The organism is Sphingomonas sp., from assembly GCF_042095875.1.
GTDB lineage: Bacteria > Pseudomonadota > Alphaproteobacteria > Sphingomonadales > Sphingomonadaceae > Sphingomonas.
In genome coordinates, this window is sequence record NZ_JBELMJ010000041.1 from 15,191 (window position 1) to 30,112 (window position 14,922).

The following is a 14,922-nucleotide window of genomic DNA, read 5'->3' on the forward strand; positions in this document are numbered from 1 at the left end:
CGCTGGTTCCTGGCGATACATTCCAGCGGACCAACCCCCTAGACTGAAGGCGAGCACTACCAGGGACACGAAAAATATGTTGTCCATCACTTGGCCTCCGCGGGACGAGGTCGATGCAGCTATCGCGGCCTTATAGCATCGAGTGTCGGCCCCATACTGTTTGCCTTGCATACTAATGGCGTTTTTCGCGGCGGCTTGGATTGGCGGCCTCGAGGGAAGCCGGCGCATCGTCCGTCTACTGTCTCGGACCTGATCGTCCGTTAGACCGTTGCCGCTGGAAGCACCGTCGATGATCGGTATAACCGAGCTTCGACGCTGCCGCGGTAGCTCTGCTTAACTGGATTGGACGAGGATCGAATGAGCGATCAGAACAACGTCGTCGAGCTCGCGACCGAGCTGACGATCGCCTGGCTGTCCAACCCGAACACGCGGGCCGACCAGAGCCAGGTGCCTGCGTTCCTCCAGTCGATGCATGAGGCGGTGATCGCGCTCGAGAGCCCGGCCAGCGAGCCGACGGAGCCGGCCGAGGTGTTCACGCCCGCGGTTTCCGTCAGGAAGTCTCTTGCCCGACCCGACGCCATCATCAGCCTGATCGATGGCAAGCCTTATAAGTCGCTGCGCCGGCACCTGTCCGGTCATGGCCTGACCCCGGACCAGTACCGTCAGCGATACGGCCTGAAGGCCGATTACCCGATGGTCGCGCCCGAATACAGCGAGGCGCGCCGCTCGATGGCGAAGAAGATCGGTCTCGGCCGGAAGCCGAAGGACGCGCCGGATGCACCGGCGCCTGCAGAGGCGGAGCAGCCCGCGCCTAAGCGTGGTCGCCGCAAAGCCGCTGCCAGCGAAAAGGCGGACTGAGCCCCACCGCACCGCCTGGCGGCCAAACCGTCGCTACTGCATCTGCAGGACGACTGCCCGCCTGACAGGGACGTTGGCCGCCTCTGGTGGCCATGCGCCGCGGGTCTCGGGGGAAACATTCTTCCGGAATCCGGAAAGAAGTTTCCATCCGAGCAGACCTGAGATCGGCCGGTAGCTGGTCGGATGCACCCCGTCCCGTGTGGGGAGCTGGGCGAGCGGGATGACCTTGTCCCCGAAACGAAGCGCCACTTTCGTCACGATCAGGGCTGCAGTGCGGTTATAGGGTGCGAGCCACGTCACGCGGGGCGCCCGGGTTCTCGCGCGCAAGGCGATCAACCGGCGTTCCAGGCGTGGATCTCCGACATCGTTCGAGCCCAACGCAATCAAGGCGACGGCGGGGGTAATGCGGCCCTGCCACTCCTCCAGCACACCGCTGGAGCGCGCGCCGACGTGCGCGTGGATCTCGCATCGGATACCTTCGCGCGCGAGCGCCCCCGCGGTGCCAACGCCGGTGCTGTCGCCAAGGATGAGGCAGAAGGGGATCACGTCCGCCCTGCCGCGATCTTTGGAGATGGCGTCCCCGGGCGCGGGCTTCCTGCCATCTCGTCGTAAGCGAGCAGCCCGATGATCGCGACGGCCACGCCGGCGATGCCGAAGAGGCCACGTGCAAGGCCGATTGCGCGCGCCGCCTTTCCACGCCGGAGTGTCCGCCAGCCCCGATCGATCGACGTCCGCCACGACAACCAACCGTCCGCGATGTCGCAGGCCCCGAACATGGCGATCGGGATGGCGATCGCCGGGATGATGTGTCGCGTCTCAACCGGGTTGAAGGCGATCAAGGCCAACGTGAGCAGGAGGACAACGAACGCGGCAACGTAGATCACGGTGTAGACAGGCCGTAGGCGAAAGATGCGCGAGCTAGGCTGAGCCAGGTAGCGCACGATCGGCCGTCTGCAGGTATCGCAGGCTAGGACCGCCTGCCCGAGCGGCCAGCGTCGCATCGCCGCATCGCAGTACGGGCAGGTCGGTCGGGGCAGGCTGATCATGTTCATGGCAGCTGCGCCAACTGCACAGCGTTCGGAAGGGCGGCGCGGATCTCGGTCGCGATGTCGGGCGGGCACACCCAGTTCGCGAACATCGGGTTCCACACCGCCCTGCCCTTGCAAAGCGCGGTTAGCGCCTCTCGGCCGATGTGATCGTCCTTGGCCGCCCGGAACGCGATGCGACCATCTGGCAGCGTGCGTTCCATGATGCCGGCGCAGACCTCGATCTGCGCTCCTGCCTTTCGAGGTTTTGGCGAGGGGGGCACCGCATCGGCGATCACCGGCGCGGGTGGCGGTGTCGCCGATTGGCTGGTCGCGATCACTGGCTCTGGCGCGGGCTCCTCAGGCGCGTCGACGATCGGCTCTGGCTCTGCGTCGTCAGCTTGGCTGGTGTCCGGCTCGGCCGTCGTTCCGTCAGGTCCAGGATGGATCCCGAGCCGCACGTAGATGTCTTCCTCCTCGACATGGTCCGCGATCAGCTGGTCGGCGATTGCCAGCATCTGCAGGCCGCTTACGCCTGTCGAGAAAAGACGCGACAAGGGGCTCGTTCCCCCGAACGGCATCCATCCCGCGACGAGGTTGTCGCATTTGTAGATCGGTTCGTCATTGCCGACCTTGGAGCGGTCGATGTCGTTCGTAGCTGGCACGGATACGAACACGCCGATGCGCTCGAACGCCTTGGTGTGCCCCTTGCGCTTCAGCCACGCGGCGAGGACGTCTCGCTGGCGCCGCACCTGAGCGACGGGATTGGGGATGTTCTGAGGCCGGTGCTGCCCGCGATACCAGACCATCCACTCGCCATGTGCGTTCTTCGAGATGTTGCCCGCGTAATTCTTGGACTCGAAGATCGCGGCGGTTCGCGAGAAGCGAGACAGGAGGATGTGATCGAACTGAGCGAACCCCCCCTGGCCGTCAGGCAGGCGCAGATTGTGGATCAGGACATGTCGGTCGTTCTCCGGCCCGAACTCGCGATCGAGCATGAACGCGGTCTCCTTCTCCCCCCAGAGACCGCGCACATGCTTCTTGAGGGCTGACCGGACGCGGTCCGGTAGTCCCTCGTAATCAGGATCGCGCATCACTTCGTCCGCCAGCGCGAGCTCAGCGGATCGTGTCGATCGCTTTCGGATCATTGCTTTTGCGTTCCCGTCTGAGCCTGCGTTGGTAGCGGCTGGACTGTCTGCGCCGGGATCGGCGCGGCCGCGGGAGGAACCAGCGCCGGCGGTTTCGCCGGGACCAGCTTCGCTTCGAGCCGTGGCTTGGCATCGGTCATCAGCTTGCGGAAGGCGTCGACCATCGCGAGGCTGGTGATCTTGCCGATGTCGGTCGAAGCGTAGGTGCCGCCCAGAGCGCCGACACCGAGGCCCAGCAGCAGCCCTCCGCCGACGACACCGACGTCCTTCTTGCGTGCCGAGCCGCTGGCGACCGCCTCCTGGATGCCGGTGTTGACGTCGACGAGCGTGAGCAGGACCTGGCTCTCCATCGTCTTGGACTTGAGGCCGACGGCGCCCCCGAACAGGCCACCGACACCGCCGCCACTCTCGCGCGCCTTGCTGTCAGTATAGACCACGTTGACCTGCAGCAGGTAATCCGCCTTGGTGACAGGCCGCGCGGCAGCGGCCCCGCCGGCGATCGCGCGCTCGCGCTCGAGCGCGCTGAAGGCCTCCCCTCGATCCGCCACGCGGAAGCAGCCTGAGCGGGCGATCATGAGTTTGACGAGCGGCAGCGGGTCGACCCGGGCCGTGGATCCGCCATTCTGCATCTCGGCCATACGCATCAGCGCCTGCAGCTGCGGTGAGAGGTTATCGGCCGGGCTCGCGGCCTTTTCCTCAACCAAGGCCGCGACGCCCAGAGGAACCTCGCATCGCGGCAGCTCGGTCTTCTCGTCGACGCCGGTGCCGCCTTGCCCCAGCTTCTGCGCCAACAGGGTGGAAGGAGTGACGGCCGCGATCGCGGCCGTCACGATGGCGAGGGCGGCGCGCTTAGGCACCGGCCTTCGCCGCCTTCGCATGCTTGGTCGGGTCGCAGATGCCGGCCCGTTCCTCGTTGGCGCTCACCTTCTTGGCGGCTTCATCGCAGTCCGCGCAATCGGCGCAGTCAGCGCAGTCCTTGCAGTTGCCCTTGTGATTGGCGTGGGCGCGGTAGTGCGCCGTCTTTTCCGCTGCGCGTCGTTCGGCGTCGTTGCCGGCGCTCTCGCCGGCGAAGCTCGCCATTGCGAGCAGCACCGGGCTGGCCGGCGCCGCGCTGGCGACTGCAGGTGTGGCGAACGCTAGGCCCGCCAGAACGATCGATGCGATATGTCGTGTCTTCACGGTCGTAACCCCTTCGTTGGTTGTCAGAAGAAGCCGTTGCGACGTCCGTCGCGCCGGTCATCGTGGCGGGTGCCACTATCGCCGAGGGCCGAGCGTCGGACCTCCAGCTCCACGCCGTCCCCCTTGCGGGTGATCCGGACGTCTTGTGGGGCGAGGCCTTGCCGCTTCGCCCAGCGGTCCGCGTCGGCTGCCGACCCGAACTCGCCCATTCCCTCGAAACTCCAGTTGCTCATCGGCTCCTCCTCGCATGGGTGGCCAGCGACCACGCGCGAGCGCGCTGGCGACATGGCTGGAACGGCGCGCGTGAACGGTGCTGCTCCGACGGCCGCTGCTGCTCCGCGAGCGTGGTCTTGGGTCGCTTCGTCATGCGAGCGGCGCCGGCCGAAGGTTGATGCGTCGCACGACGAGGTTGCTGTCGTGGCCGAGCCGAAGGTCGAGGACATGGCCGACCTTGCGGGTGAAACGCATCACGCCGTCGACCTCGTCGTGCAGCGTGCCTTTCCCGAAGAGCGTTTGGGCGTCGCTCCACTCGCGTCCGTGTACGAGCCGCATGTGGAAGCGGCCGACGGGCGCAGGCACCGTCACCCGTTCATGCGCGCGCACATAGACCGACAGGGCGTTCCGGCCCGTCTTCGCATCGATCATCTGAACGATCGCGTTCTCGAGGCCGCCTTGAACGGTCAGCTTCGCGACGACGCGCTTCATGTCGATATTGGCCGGCACACTGACCGTGCCCGACGCGGGGAAGCTGCGCCCCTGCGCCAAGATGATCGCGCTATATCGCTCGGCGATCCAGTCACGCGCGCCGAAGCCGGTTGCGATGATGGCGGTCGTGAGGCTGAGTGCGATCAAGCCGCTGGGGAACCTCGCTCTTCTCGATGGTCGCCAACGACCGCGCTGATAGTCGTGCCCGCGGTTCTTCCGCTCGAACCATGACTGTCGCTTGCCGTTGCCGGAGATCCACAGCGCGCTACCGAGTGGCACCGACCGCCAGCCCCGATCGATCGGGACCGCCTTTTGGTAGCCCCTGCCCTCCAGTTCACGCCTCGCCTTGCGCTCGTTCCAGGTCGTTCGCTCGGATGGAAGGCCCTGACGCTGCCGATAGCGCTCGCGCATATAATCGCGGTCATCGATCCCCATCGAAGCGCCCCCCGGTCGTGGAGATGCTCGGACCGTTGTCGCCGAGGTGTCCGCGCCACCTTTCGATCGCGTGATAGGCCAGGAGGCCCAGGGCCGCGGCGCCGGCGCACACGAGGACGTTGTGCGCAAGCTGACGCACCATCTCAGCGAGCGTCAGCGTGTCCGCGGCCGACACGCGGGATGCAGCGTTCGCCTCATAGGCTGCGGCGCGCGCATCCATGTCTCGGGCGCCTGCCTCGTGGCGACTAATCCACTCGTCGAGCGCAGTTCGTAGCTGAGGGATGATGCCGGAGGGATCGTAGGCTCGGCCGTCCGCGACGCGCAGCGCCACGGCGATAGGACGCAACTCCTCGCTGGAACGACGCAGGGCATCGGCGTGATCGCGCGAAAGGCGTGCGCTCTCGAGATCGCCGCGGTGAAGGAGGGCTAAATCATCCACGGATCGCCTCCGCAGACACGTAGTTCTCCGCAAAGTGGGCATACGGGGTAGTAAGCCGTTCGTGCCACTGCTTCAGCTTGTGGTCACCAAAGGCGACAGCGACGATCAAGCCGGCGAGGATTAGCAAGCCGATCATGCCATGAAGAGCGCGGGGCTCAGGCTGCGGGTTTACATCGATCACTGTGGGTGACGGATCATCGAGCTGCTGAAAGCTGCCGACGACATGTTCGAGCGCCTGCTCGTCGACCTCGACTTTCATCGGGTCGTCCCCTCGATTACAAGCTGAGCGGCTCCCAAGGCCATCTCGACGTCGATCCGTCCGAGCATGGCATGGTCGCGCAGCGATGCGACGATGGCCTGCAGCTCGTGGTCGGCGCGATCGGGATCGCGGTGGATGAAGAGGATGGTCGAGGCAGGACCGGCCAGCCATCGAACGATCGAAGTCTTGGGCATACGCGGATCGTGGTTGGCGATCTGGTGCAGTGGCGTTCTCACGCCGGCGAGCACCGTCTCGGCCCAACGCACGCCTTGGCTACAGATCGTATCGTGCCCGGCGAACTCGGCGAGCGCGTCGGGTGGAAGGTTGCGTACGAGGTCGCGGACGCCCGAGAGCATGGCGCCTGGCTGCTGGCCGACGTGCTCGATGGCGCGTGCGAGCACGTATCGTCCCGCGTAAAGCCAGCTTGCATCGCGGTCACGTGGGTCGATCGGTATGAACGCCGCGACCGCGGACGAACGGGCGTAGTCGCTCGGGTGATCGGCGAAAAAGTCCCAATTGCCCCGCGCTGGATCGATCATGAGGTCGCGGGTCTGGTCCGCCAGGGCGGTGAAGGCTTCGCCGGCACCGATCACGACGATCCGGTCGCCGTTGCCCATTCGCACCGCCCGCAGCGTTTCGGCTGGCAGTGTGTCGGGCGAGGCGATGGTAAGCCGTGCTCGAGCCGGCTCGGGTTCACGCTGGAAGCGAAACGGGTAGCTAATCCCCATGGCGGGACGTCCTTTCGTGCTTCGGGGTGGTGAAGGTGCCGCCTTCGGTCTGGAGCGAAGCGCCGACGATCGCGCAGCCGACAGCCCAGGCGAGAGTGAACAAGCCCGTCAGGGCCGACAGGAGGCCCAACAGGCGCCTTCGGCGCTGACGGAGGCGTGATGGACCGGAAAACCGCGAGCCGCGCTCCTGCGCCGCCTGCAGCAGGGTCGCAGACGGCCATGTTACTGCGTCGATCGCGTCCACTGGCGCCGTGGCGAGCCGCTCCGTGCGCCCGGTCGGCTCCGCGCGCATGTAGTCGCGATCACCGGGTCCCATCTGCCTACTCCGTCACCGTGACGGGGGTGCCGGTCGCGGCCGGTTGCAGCTCTTTGAGTCCTGCGATCCCGAGCGTTACGGCGCCAGACAAGCCCAGCATTAGCAAGAGTGCATGGATGATCCTGCAGGCCCAACTCAGCATCGTGCGGAGCCGGTGGGGCGTTGCCGACGATGATTGGAGATCGTCGCGGATGAGCCGTTCGGACATCATGCCGCCACGCCCACCGCTCGACGGGGCGCGCGCAGCGCCCGTGTCAGCGGCGCAAGCACGGCGTAGGTCAGCGCAAAAACGCTAGCCATCGCCAGGGTCTCAGCGCCCCATTCCAGCGCGTGGTCGTGCTTGGCGAGGCGGCTGCACTCGGCAAGCGTGTGCGTGTTGAGGTCGCACGGGTGCCAATGCTTGATAGCGAGCACCTGCTCGAGGGTAGGTCGTGCGGTGGGCATGGTCATAGCTCCAGTCCGATGTCTTTTTCGGGGAAAGGCAGCTCGATCGCGGGCGGCTCGACGCCGATGCGGAGCGACGCGGCCGACAGAGTGGGATCGTTCTTGAAGTCAGGAGCGGTGGTGGTGCTGCTCATCGCCGGCGAGGCGACCGAGCCCTCTTTCTCGCCGCCCAATTTTTCGGGGCCGCGATCGAGTTCGGGCGGCAGCGAGGGATTGAACGATCTCGACGAATCCATGCCGGTCTGGCTCCCCGTCGCACTCGGCGACGCGCCATTATCCGAGATGGAGCCTCGCCCTGGATCGATCGACAACTCGCCGGTGGTCTCGAGTGCGGAGGTCTTGTTACCCTCATTGCGCTCGATCGCCTGGGTCAGCTTCTCGCGATTGTCGGTGAACAGCCGGATGTCGTCACGGACGCGCGTGACGGTCACGTTGAAGAGCCGCTGATTGGAGAGGTTGGACTCCTTGTGGCTCATCACCGCGATCGCGTTGTCGGCGGTGATGCCTTGAGCGGCGTGCATGTTGAGCGCGTAGGCGAGGCTGATGCGCTCCATCATCGGGTCGCCGGCTTTCAGTTCATGGATATGGCCGTCGCTTGCCTCCACCTTGATCCCTGACGGATCGACCGACACCACGCGCGCGATGTCGTTGTTGTTGAGACCGCGATCCTTGTCGTTCTGCGTCCAGCGGATCTTATCGCCTTCGTGGAGCTTGATCTCCTCACGCTGGGCGAGTTGCATCGCGTCGGTCTTATCGAGCGGCGAAATCTTCTGCGGGTCGAAGGTTTTGACCTTGTTGCCGATCTGGACCTGGACATGCCCTTTGTCAGTGACCCCGATCACGTCGAACGTGCCTCGCGGCAGGCCGAGCTCCCGGATTGCGAAGCGTAGATCGATGACGAGCCGTGCATCGAACTTCGCCTGGTAGGCTTGGGGATAGCGGAGTTCCTCGCGGGTCAGGTTGACCTTGTCGAGGACATCGATCTTCACCCCCTCGCCCTTCAGCGTGCCTTCGGCAGCGAGACCTTCCTGGATGCGGACGTTGAGCTCAGCACGTGCCACTCGACCCGATGAGAACATCGCGGTCGAGGCGCGCTGCTCGGGCGTGAGGCTTAGCCAGTGTTCCGACGCCGCCTTCACATGCGCAGGGTTGGCGGTCACCTTGTTGCCGAGCATCGCCATGGCTTCGCGGACCGCGCCTCGGTTGGTGAGCGCCGCGACGGTACGCAGCTGCTCGGTGCGCTGACGCAGATTCTCGTCCATGCGTGCCATCGTGATCCCGCCGGCCTGTGCGAGCGCGAAGGCCTTGCCGGCGTCGACTGCCGTGATCTGCTGGCGGTCGCCGATCATCAGGAAGCGATCGACCCCAAGCGCGTTTGCTATGCCGACCAGGTGCTTCATCTGGTCCGAGCCGACCATGGAAGCCTCGTCGAGGATGATGGTCGTGCCGGCCAGTTCGTTGCGGGCGCCGTCGTAGCCAGCACCTTTTCCTGCCAGCGCATGACGCGCGTAGCTGTGAACGAAGGAAGAGACGGTGCGGCTCTCGATCCCAGCCTCCGCACCAAGGCGGTCCGAGGTGGCCTTCATCAGCGCCAGGCCGACAACCTTGCCCCCTTCCTGCTCGACGTTGCGGGAGACGCTTGCGAGCATCGTCGACTTGCCGGCGCCCGAGACGCCCTGGACGGCGACGATGCGGTCGGAGGAGGTGAGCGCCATGGTCGCGGCCGCCATCTGGCCAGCGTTGAGCTCCTTGTCGCCAGACGCAGCGTGCAGCCTCGCGATCACAGTCTCCGGCGAGACGATGACGCGCCCCTGCCCGCGCCCCCGCTCGATCTCGGCGAGGATCCCGCGTTCGGTCGCAAGTGCCTCCGGCGTCGTGACGTGAGTAACGACGCCGTCGATCCGGTCCTGCTTGCCTGGGATCAGCTGACCGGCCCGGATGAGCTCCGAGACGCGGCGGTCGACATGTTCGGGCGTCACGCCCTTCAGGTCGCGATCGAGCGCAGTCTTCACGACGTCGGGTATCGAGAACGCGGCTTCACGCTGCGCGTGGATACGGATGGCGGAGGCGACGGCGTGCTGGGCACGGAGGTCGACCGGAGAGATCCGCAGACGCTCGAGCCCGCTTGCGATCAGCGGGTCGTTTGGCCGGAAAGCGTCACCGAGGGTCTCACGAATGCCCACCAGGGTCTCGCGAATACGCTCCATGGTGCCGGGCTTGCTGTCGAGCGCGGCACCGCTCGCGCGTGCCTTCGCGGCTTCCACAAGCGCTTTGCCGTCAAAGCCAAGCTCTGCTGCACGGGCTCGCCACGCCTCCCGGAGGGCATCGCGATCCTCGACGTTGAGCTTAGCGTCGCGGGTGTTGGTGGTGATCCGATCGAGAGCCTTGGGATTGGTGATACCGAGCTCGGCCGCCTTAGCTCGGATATCGGTACTGCGCTGGCTGAAGGTTTCGATGACCTTCTTCGGCACGCCGCTGATCTCGAACATGCCGTGCTTGCCGGAGACCGTCGTCTCGAAGCCGATCTTCGCCAGCTCGGCGCGGTAGTTGGCATGGTAGGCCGAACCGATCGTCGTGTTGTTCTTCCAGAGCTGGCCGTTGTGCAGTGCCTGCCAGACGCCGTTGGCCATCTTGGTCATGTTCGCGACGAGGACGTGGATGTGCCCCTGTGGGTCTAGTGCCCGACTCGTGTCATGCTGGAACATGGCATAGACGAGGTTGCCTGTGCGGACGGCGTCGCCTGCCTTCGATCGATCGTACGTGCGCCCTTCAGCGAAGGTCTTTTCGACCCACGCCATCGTGGTCTTAACGGCATTCATGTGGGCGGCGAGGATGCGGGTGTCGCCGGTGACATAAGCGAGGATGCTGGCCGACTTAGGCATCGAAAAGGTGAGGTCGACACCGTGCTGTCGGTTCTGGACCTGGCCGACCTTCTCACCCGACGGCAGCTCGCCGTTGAGGATCTTCTCGAAGGCCTCTTTCGTGACCTCGCCCTTGAGCCCGATTTCGGCCGCCCCGACACCGCCCCAGAGCGTCGCCTCTGAGGAGTGCTCGGCGGTATAATAATCGTCCTTGGCGAAGTAGCTCGCCGCGCCCGATGCCGACTTGATGGAAGCGACCGAGAGCATCGCTTACATCTCCATGTCGTCGTCAATTGCGGGCGAATGATCGTGACCGTGATGACGTTGATGATGGTCGCCGTTGCGATCGGTGGCGAAGCCGTCGCGCAATTCGCGCATCGACTGGTCCTCGTGGCGGTCGCCGTCGAGGCGATCGAGGATCGGGTTTCCGGTGGAGCGACCGACATCGCCATGCGCCGCCTGCTGGTCAGGATCGAGGGTGCGTCCCACGCCGGGATCGGCAAGGCGGAGCCCCGCCCGAGCTGCCTGAACCTTCGGAAGCGATGCCTCCTTCTCATCGTTGGACGGCGCGGGTGCGGTGGCTTGCGGTGACCCGCCGACAGCCCGGCCCGGGATCTGGTCCAGAGCGACCTGGGTCGCACCGACGACGTCCATCGCCGCAGCCGCTTTTTCCGCCTCGCTCTGGCCCTTGCGAGGCTCCGGTGTCGTCTGCTCCGGCTCGTTCTCGCCGCGCTCTTCCACGCCTCCTACCGGCCGCGTGGGCGTATGCTCGCGGCCACCCTCACCTCCTTCATCCGCGCCATTGTTCTGGGCTGCACGTTTCCGCCGCTCTTCCGGCGAAACGTAGGGAGTGGGCTTGAAGTCTTTACGAGGCACCGAGCCGGGTGCGACCTCGGGGTAGGACTTGTAGGTCAGCTTTATCCGAGCGGCGGGGAAGCCGTCCGGAAATTTGACGAAGCCATTGAGCGACGGCAGGTCGGTAATGTCGTCGGGCAGCACCAGCGGTTCGACCGCCGTGCGAGGCGTCAGGGTCGAGGCGTCGCGGGTGTTGTTGTAGCCGTAGCTGTACGCCTCATCGACTTGCCGGACCTCGCGATTACCGATGAACTCCGAGCACTTCTCCGCGGTCGTACGGTCTGCCGTGGCGAGGATAAGCTTGGTGCGCGCGAGGCCCGTCAGGGCGGTCGCGTTTTGGAGTCCATAGGTGGCGACGAGCTTGTCGAACGAGTGGATGCCGAGAACGAATGCCCCGCCGAAATTGCGGGCGGACTGCAGGCCGTGCTCGATGCCGGGAAGGGCGTGGAGCGCGTGGACCTCGTCAAAGAGATACCAGGTGCGTAGATCGCGAGTTTTCGGCAGGCGCATCAGGTTGTTGACGGCCAGGTCGATCCACAGCGTGAACAGGCCGCGGGTCATCTCCAGGTCGTTGTACGAGCCGGTGATGAACATGATCGAGCCGTCGCGATTGTCGGTCGCGATCCAGTCGCGGATCGAGAACGCCGGAGGTCCGCCTTCGACCGGGTCCGGCATGAAGCGCAGGGCCTGTCCATTGACGTTCAGAACCGATCGGATCGACTCCGCCATGCGGGCGGCCTTTTCGGTCGTCAGCGGCGCGGCGACAGTGTCCTCCAGCTGTGCATGGATCTTCTTGAGATCGGCCGTCATCAGGTGGTGGGCAATGGCGGCATTGTTGCCCTCTCCCGCCTCCTGAAGCTTCAGGCACATTTCGATGAAAAGCATGCGTGCGGCGTTCTGCCAGAACGGCTCTTTGTCGTCGGGATGGGACGGAATGAGAGCCGCGGCTGCCGAGACGAAATCGGCATAGTTCCGGCACTCGTCGAACAGTGTCCACGGCGCGCAGCGCTCGTCCATCGGGTTGAGAATGACGTCGGTTTCGGGGTCGAAGAACGTCTCAACGAACACGCCGGTGAGGTCGAAAATGACCGCGCGATGGCCGCGTGCTCGGATCTGCGAAACGTGGCTGCGAAGCTGTGTCGTCTTGCCGGTGCCGGTCGTGCCGATCAGCATCGTGTGGCTCTGCTCGAGGCGCCACGGATAGGGGATGCCGGCGATGGAATATGGGACGTGAATGCCTTCGTCGACGCGATCGATGATCGGGGCCTTGGCGACGAGTTTCGGATCGTAGGGCGGGTCGTGTTCGGCGCATTCCTTGCGGAACTGCGTGAGGTTGTGCCGGCGGACATTGTCGAGCAGCAGATCGCGGGCGACGAGCATCGATCCGCGGTTGTGTCGCTCGGTCAAAACGTCGCGTCCGCGCTTGTTCGCCCAGGTAATGAACCAGCTGATCAACGGGGCTGCGACCGCGGTCGCCATCACCAGCGTGATCAGGAAGATTTTGACCGTCTGATGCCAGGCGTGAACGACATGCGGCTCGTAGGGGACGTAGCCGATCGGGACCTTGGTCACGGAGCCGTTCGGAAGGGTCAGGTTGATGAGGTGGAAGCGGTCGCCACCCACCCATGTCCAGACCGCCGAGTAGAGCTTCATCAGGTCGAGTTGGAACTCGTGCTCGGCGAGGCCGAGCCAGACCATGATGTTGAACAGCACGATGAAGCTGCTGAGCCAGATCCAGACCGGCACAAGGGTGGCCGCCCAAGCCATCTTGTACTGGCTCGAAAGCAGCTGCGAACCGCGCGTGAAATTGCTTGAGTTGCGGGTGATCCGGCCGCGCGCGGAGGCGTGCTCGACGACTGCGGCCTGGCCGTTGAAACGGATGTCACCGTTGCGCATGGTGGGCCTCCACGCGCTCCTGGGCGATGTCGATAATCTTCTCGGCGTAGTCCGGGTGTTCCCGGGTCACGATGAGGTCCATCGAGGCCGAAAGCTGCTCCAGGATGAGGAGCACTCGGCTGACGTTGAATGAGTGGCTGGCCGCTGCGAGCGGCACCCCGAAAATCAGCGCCAGGCGGATGATCTCGGACCGGGATATTCCTCGGTCAGAGGCCGCACGCTCGATGGCCGCTCGCTGGTCGTCGGACAGACGCAGCGTGATAGGTGGGTTCGACATAGCACCATCCAAACTTTGGATGGTGGGGGTTTCGGAAACCGCAGCTTAGCTGCCTTCGCTCGCCGACGGAAGATGGTTTCTGTGTTACCAGCAACTACAGCGATTTCCGCGGGAAATCGGCGGTTTACCTGGTTTCGAGAAGGCGTATTACATACGACTACGGTATCACCACAGAATACACGAGGCTTTTCAGGCACTTACACCTGCGGTCGCCGCATAGGGTGTGCTAATCCTAGGGACTGTCGTGGGGTTGAGGGCATCATCGCTCTTCGTCTCCATGTTCGATCGGAGTCCTGAGGGGCAATCGCCGGAGGCGGACTGATCCAAGGCGTGTCTCCGGCGAACATGCGAAGCGATCCCGACCCACGACGCACCCGCCGCAGGCGAGGTCCGTCGCAGCCTATCCGATGATCCGGCATAGCTCGGATCATCGGTGCCGATCCTGACGGCCAAAGCCCGTCTGAATAGCTCTCGCTTGCGGTCGGTCGTGCGGCCTGTCATCGTGGGTGTCGGAGGCTGTCAACCGATCAGAAAAAGGGACGGCAATGGCACGTACAATCGAGCAGGAACGCGAGCAGCTGGCGGCAGAAGGACGGAAGCTGGAAGAGCGGCGTCGTCAGCTTGCCGAGAGGGAGCGCTCTGAGCTTCTGAAGGAGGTCGAGAAATCGGGGTTGCTCAAGGGCGACGCCGAGCAGATTCGGTCTATCCTCGGGGCGGTAAAGTCGATGGGTGTCGCTGAGGTCGCGAAGCGGCTTGCAGCGTAGCAGGACCGATGCGCTGGCAGGCTGAAGCCTGTCGGGCAAAAGAAGAGGGGAGAGGCCGTAAGGCCCTCCCCTTTTTCGTGATCGAGAACTGAAGCCCCGCAGGCAAAAAAAGGGAGAGCGGGTACGTCCCGCCCTCCCCCTGCGATGATCTAGGTGGAGGCTATCCCCAGACCACGCGCAGCTCGTGATTGTCGGTCGCTTCCATCGGGCGTGCTGGCGACGCAAAGCGAGATCGATCGGGTGGCGTCGTCGCGGTCGAAGCGCACGTTGAGACCACGAAACTGTGCCTCCTCGACAACCGCGATCACGCCCTCGTCGTAGTCGAAGAGCGCGCAAATGCTGGCCAGCGACCAGGGGCAAACGCGAGCCTCGAAGCTGCATGCGACTAGCGGGTCTTCATCGTCGTGATCGAGGAGTTCGCCGCGTTCGCGAGCGAAGGCCCGAAAGGCGGCGAGCTGGCGTGCGGTGACCGTCGCGGGCTTCGCGTCGCGCTGGGCGCCGGCGCTGAGGAAGAAGGTGATCGACATGGCTTTGCCTCCCGAGTGGAATCACCGGCGCAAAGCCTCCTTCCCTCGACCCGTTAGGGTCGCCCGGACGTCGCCGGGATCGTCGGTCCAAAGGACCGGGATTGATCGTCACGATGGCGCAGCAAGGTCGTGCGTCGAGTGGCGCTGGTAGCGGCGCGCGAGGCGTAGCGAACCGGCGACCCGACGGGGTCGCCGTGACGCGAGCG

17 protein-coding genes are annotated in these 14,922 nt (G+C 65.0%); 2 read left to right on the plus strand and 15 right to left on the minus strand.

The window, feature by feature from the left end; genetic code table 11:
- The first annotated feature begins 357 nt into the window (after nt 1-357).
- Nucleotides 358-858, plus strand: coding sequence for a MucR family transcriptional regulator (locus tag ACFDS6_RS13260; RefSeq protein ID WP_174195121.1), 501 nt, complete (start codon nt 358-360; stop codon nt 856-858).
- A gap of 33 nt (nt 859-891) precedes the next feature.
- On the opposite strand, the gene ACFDS6_RS13265 is transcribed toward ACFDS6_RS13260, so the two are convergent.
- The 14 genes from ACFDS6_RS13265 to ACFDS6_RS13330 all read right to left on the minus strand — a co-directional run bounded on the left by ACFDS6_RS13265 (nt 892) and on the right by ACFDS6_RS13330 (nt 13,425).
- A complete protein-coding gene (locus ACFDS6_RS13265) occupies nt 892-1,404 on the minus strand; it encodes a hypothetical protein (protein ID WP_174195122.1) in 513 nt (170 codons plus the stop codon).
- On the minus strand, nt 1,401-1,910 hold the full coding sequence (locus ACFDS6_RS13270; protein WP_174195123.1) for a hypothetical protein: 510 nt from the start codon (nt 1,908-1,910) through the stop codon (nt 1,401-1,403). Before ACFDS6_RS13270 ends, ACFDS6_RS13265 begins: the two co-directional genes overlap by 4 nt.
- Complete coding sequence (locus tag ACFDS6_RS13275) at nt 1,907-3,031, minus strand: nuclease-related domain-containing protein (RefSeq protein ID WP_174195124.1); 1,125 nt, start codon at nt 3,029-3,031, stop codon at nt 1,907-1,909. Before ACFDS6_RS13275 ends, ACFDS6_RS13270 begins: the two co-directional genes overlap by 4 nt.
- On the minus strand, nt 3,028-3,888 hold the full coding sequence (locus tag ACFDS6_RS13280) for a CsgG/HfaB family protein (RefSeq protein ID WP_343044531.1): 861 nt from the start codon (nt 3,886-3,888) through the stop codon (nt 3,028-3,030). Before ACFDS6_RS13280 ends, ACFDS6_RS13275 begins: the two co-directional genes overlap by 4 nt.
- Nucleotides 3,881-4,210 (minus strand): hypothetical protein, encoded by a 330-nt coding sequence (locus tag ACFDS6_RS13285; RefSeq protein ID WP_174195126.1) that lies wholly within the window; start codon nt 4,208-4,210, stop codon nt 3,881-3,883. Before ACFDS6_RS13285 ends, ACFDS6_RS13280 begins: the two co-directional genes overlap by 8 nt.
- Before the next feature lie 23 nt (nt 4,211-4,233).
- Nucleotides 4,234-4,443 (minus strand): hypothetical protein, encoded by a 210-nt coding sequence (locus ACFDS6_RS13290; RefSeq protein WP_174195127.1) that lies wholly within the window; start codon nt 4,441-4,443, stop codon nt 4,234-4,236.
- Between the two features lie 130 nt (nt 4,444-4,573).
- Nucleotides 4,574-5,350, minus strand: coding sequence for a hypothetical protein (locus tag ACFDS6_RS13295; RefSeq protein ID WP_174195128.1), 777 nt, complete (start codon nt 5,348-5,350; stop codon nt 4,574-4,576).
- Complete coding sequence (locus ACFDS6_RS13300; protein WP_035386221.1) at nt 5,337-5,789, minus strand: hypothetical protein; 453 nt, start codon at nt 5,787-5,789, stop codon at nt 5,337-5,339. The genes ACFDS6_RS13295 and ACFDS6_RS13300 overlap by 14 nt, the downstream gene beginning before the upstream one ends.
- Nucleotides 5,782-6,048 (minus strand): hypothetical protein, encoded by a 267-nt coding sequence (locus ACFDS6_RS13305; RefSeq protein ID WP_174195129.1) that lies wholly within the window; start codon nt 6,046-6,048, stop codon nt 5,782-5,784. The genes ACFDS6_RS13300 and ACFDS6_RS13305 overlap by 8 nt, the downstream gene beginning before the upstream one ends.
- Nucleotides 6,045-6,776, minus strand: coding sequence for a type IV secretion system DNA-binding domain-containing protein (locus tag ACFDS6_RS13310; RefSeq protein ID WP_223176901.1), 732 nt, complete (start codon nt 6,774-6,776; stop codon nt 6,045-6,047). The genes ACFDS6_RS13305 and ACFDS6_RS13310 overlap by 4 nt, the downstream gene beginning before the upstream one ends.
- Before the next feature lie 523 nt (nt 6,777-7,299).
- The gene (locus ACFDS6_RS13315; RefSeq protein WP_174195131.1) at nt 7,300-7,542 is read right to left on the minus strand and encodes a hypothetical protein; all 243 of its coding nucleotides are present in this window, start codon (nt 7,540-7,542) and stop codon (nt 7,300-7,302) included.
- Nucleotides 7,539-10,664, minus strand: a complete 3,126-nt coding sequence (gene mobF / locus ACFDS6_RS13320) for a MobF family relaxase (RefSeq protein ID WP_375272594.1) — start codon at nt 10,662-10,664, stop codon at nt 7,539-7,541. The genes ACFDS6_RS13315 and mobF overlap by 4 nt, the downstream gene beginning before the upstream one ends.
- 3 nt (nt 10,665-10,667) lie before the next feature.
- Nucleotides 10,668-13,148, minus strand: coding sequence for a type IV secretion system DNA-binding domain-containing protein (locus tag ACFDS6_RS13325; RefSeq protein WP_375272595.1), 2,481 nt, complete (start codon nt 13,146-13,148; stop codon nt 10,668-10,670).
- On the minus strand, nt 13,135-13,425 hold the full coding sequence (locus ACFDS6_RS13330; protein WP_174195134.1) for a CopG family transcriptional regulator: 291 nt from the start codon (nt 13,423-13,425) through the stop codon (nt 13,135-13,137). Before ACFDS6_RS13330 ends, ACFDS6_RS13325 begins: the two co-directional genes overlap by 14 nt.
- 545 nt (nt 13,426-13,970) lie before the next feature.
- On the opposite strand from ACFDS6_RS13330, the gene ACFDS6_RS13335 reads away from it, so the two are divergent.
- Nucleotides 13,971-14,189, plus strand: a complete 219-nt coding sequence (locus ACFDS6_RS13335) for a hypothetical protein (RefSeq protein ID WP_016509334.1) — start codon at nt 13,971-13,973, stop codon at nt 14,187-14,189.
- Between the two features lie 149 nt (nt 14,190-14,338).
- Here the strand turns inward: ACFDS6_RS13335 and ACFDS6_RS13340 are convergent, their stop codons facing one another.
- Entirely contained in the window at nt 14,339-14,716 is a 378-nt protein-coding gene (locus ACFDS6_RS13340) for a hypothetical protein (RefSeq protein WP_116463085.1), read from the minus strand.
- Nucleotides 14,717-14,922 lie beyond the last annotated feature (206 nt).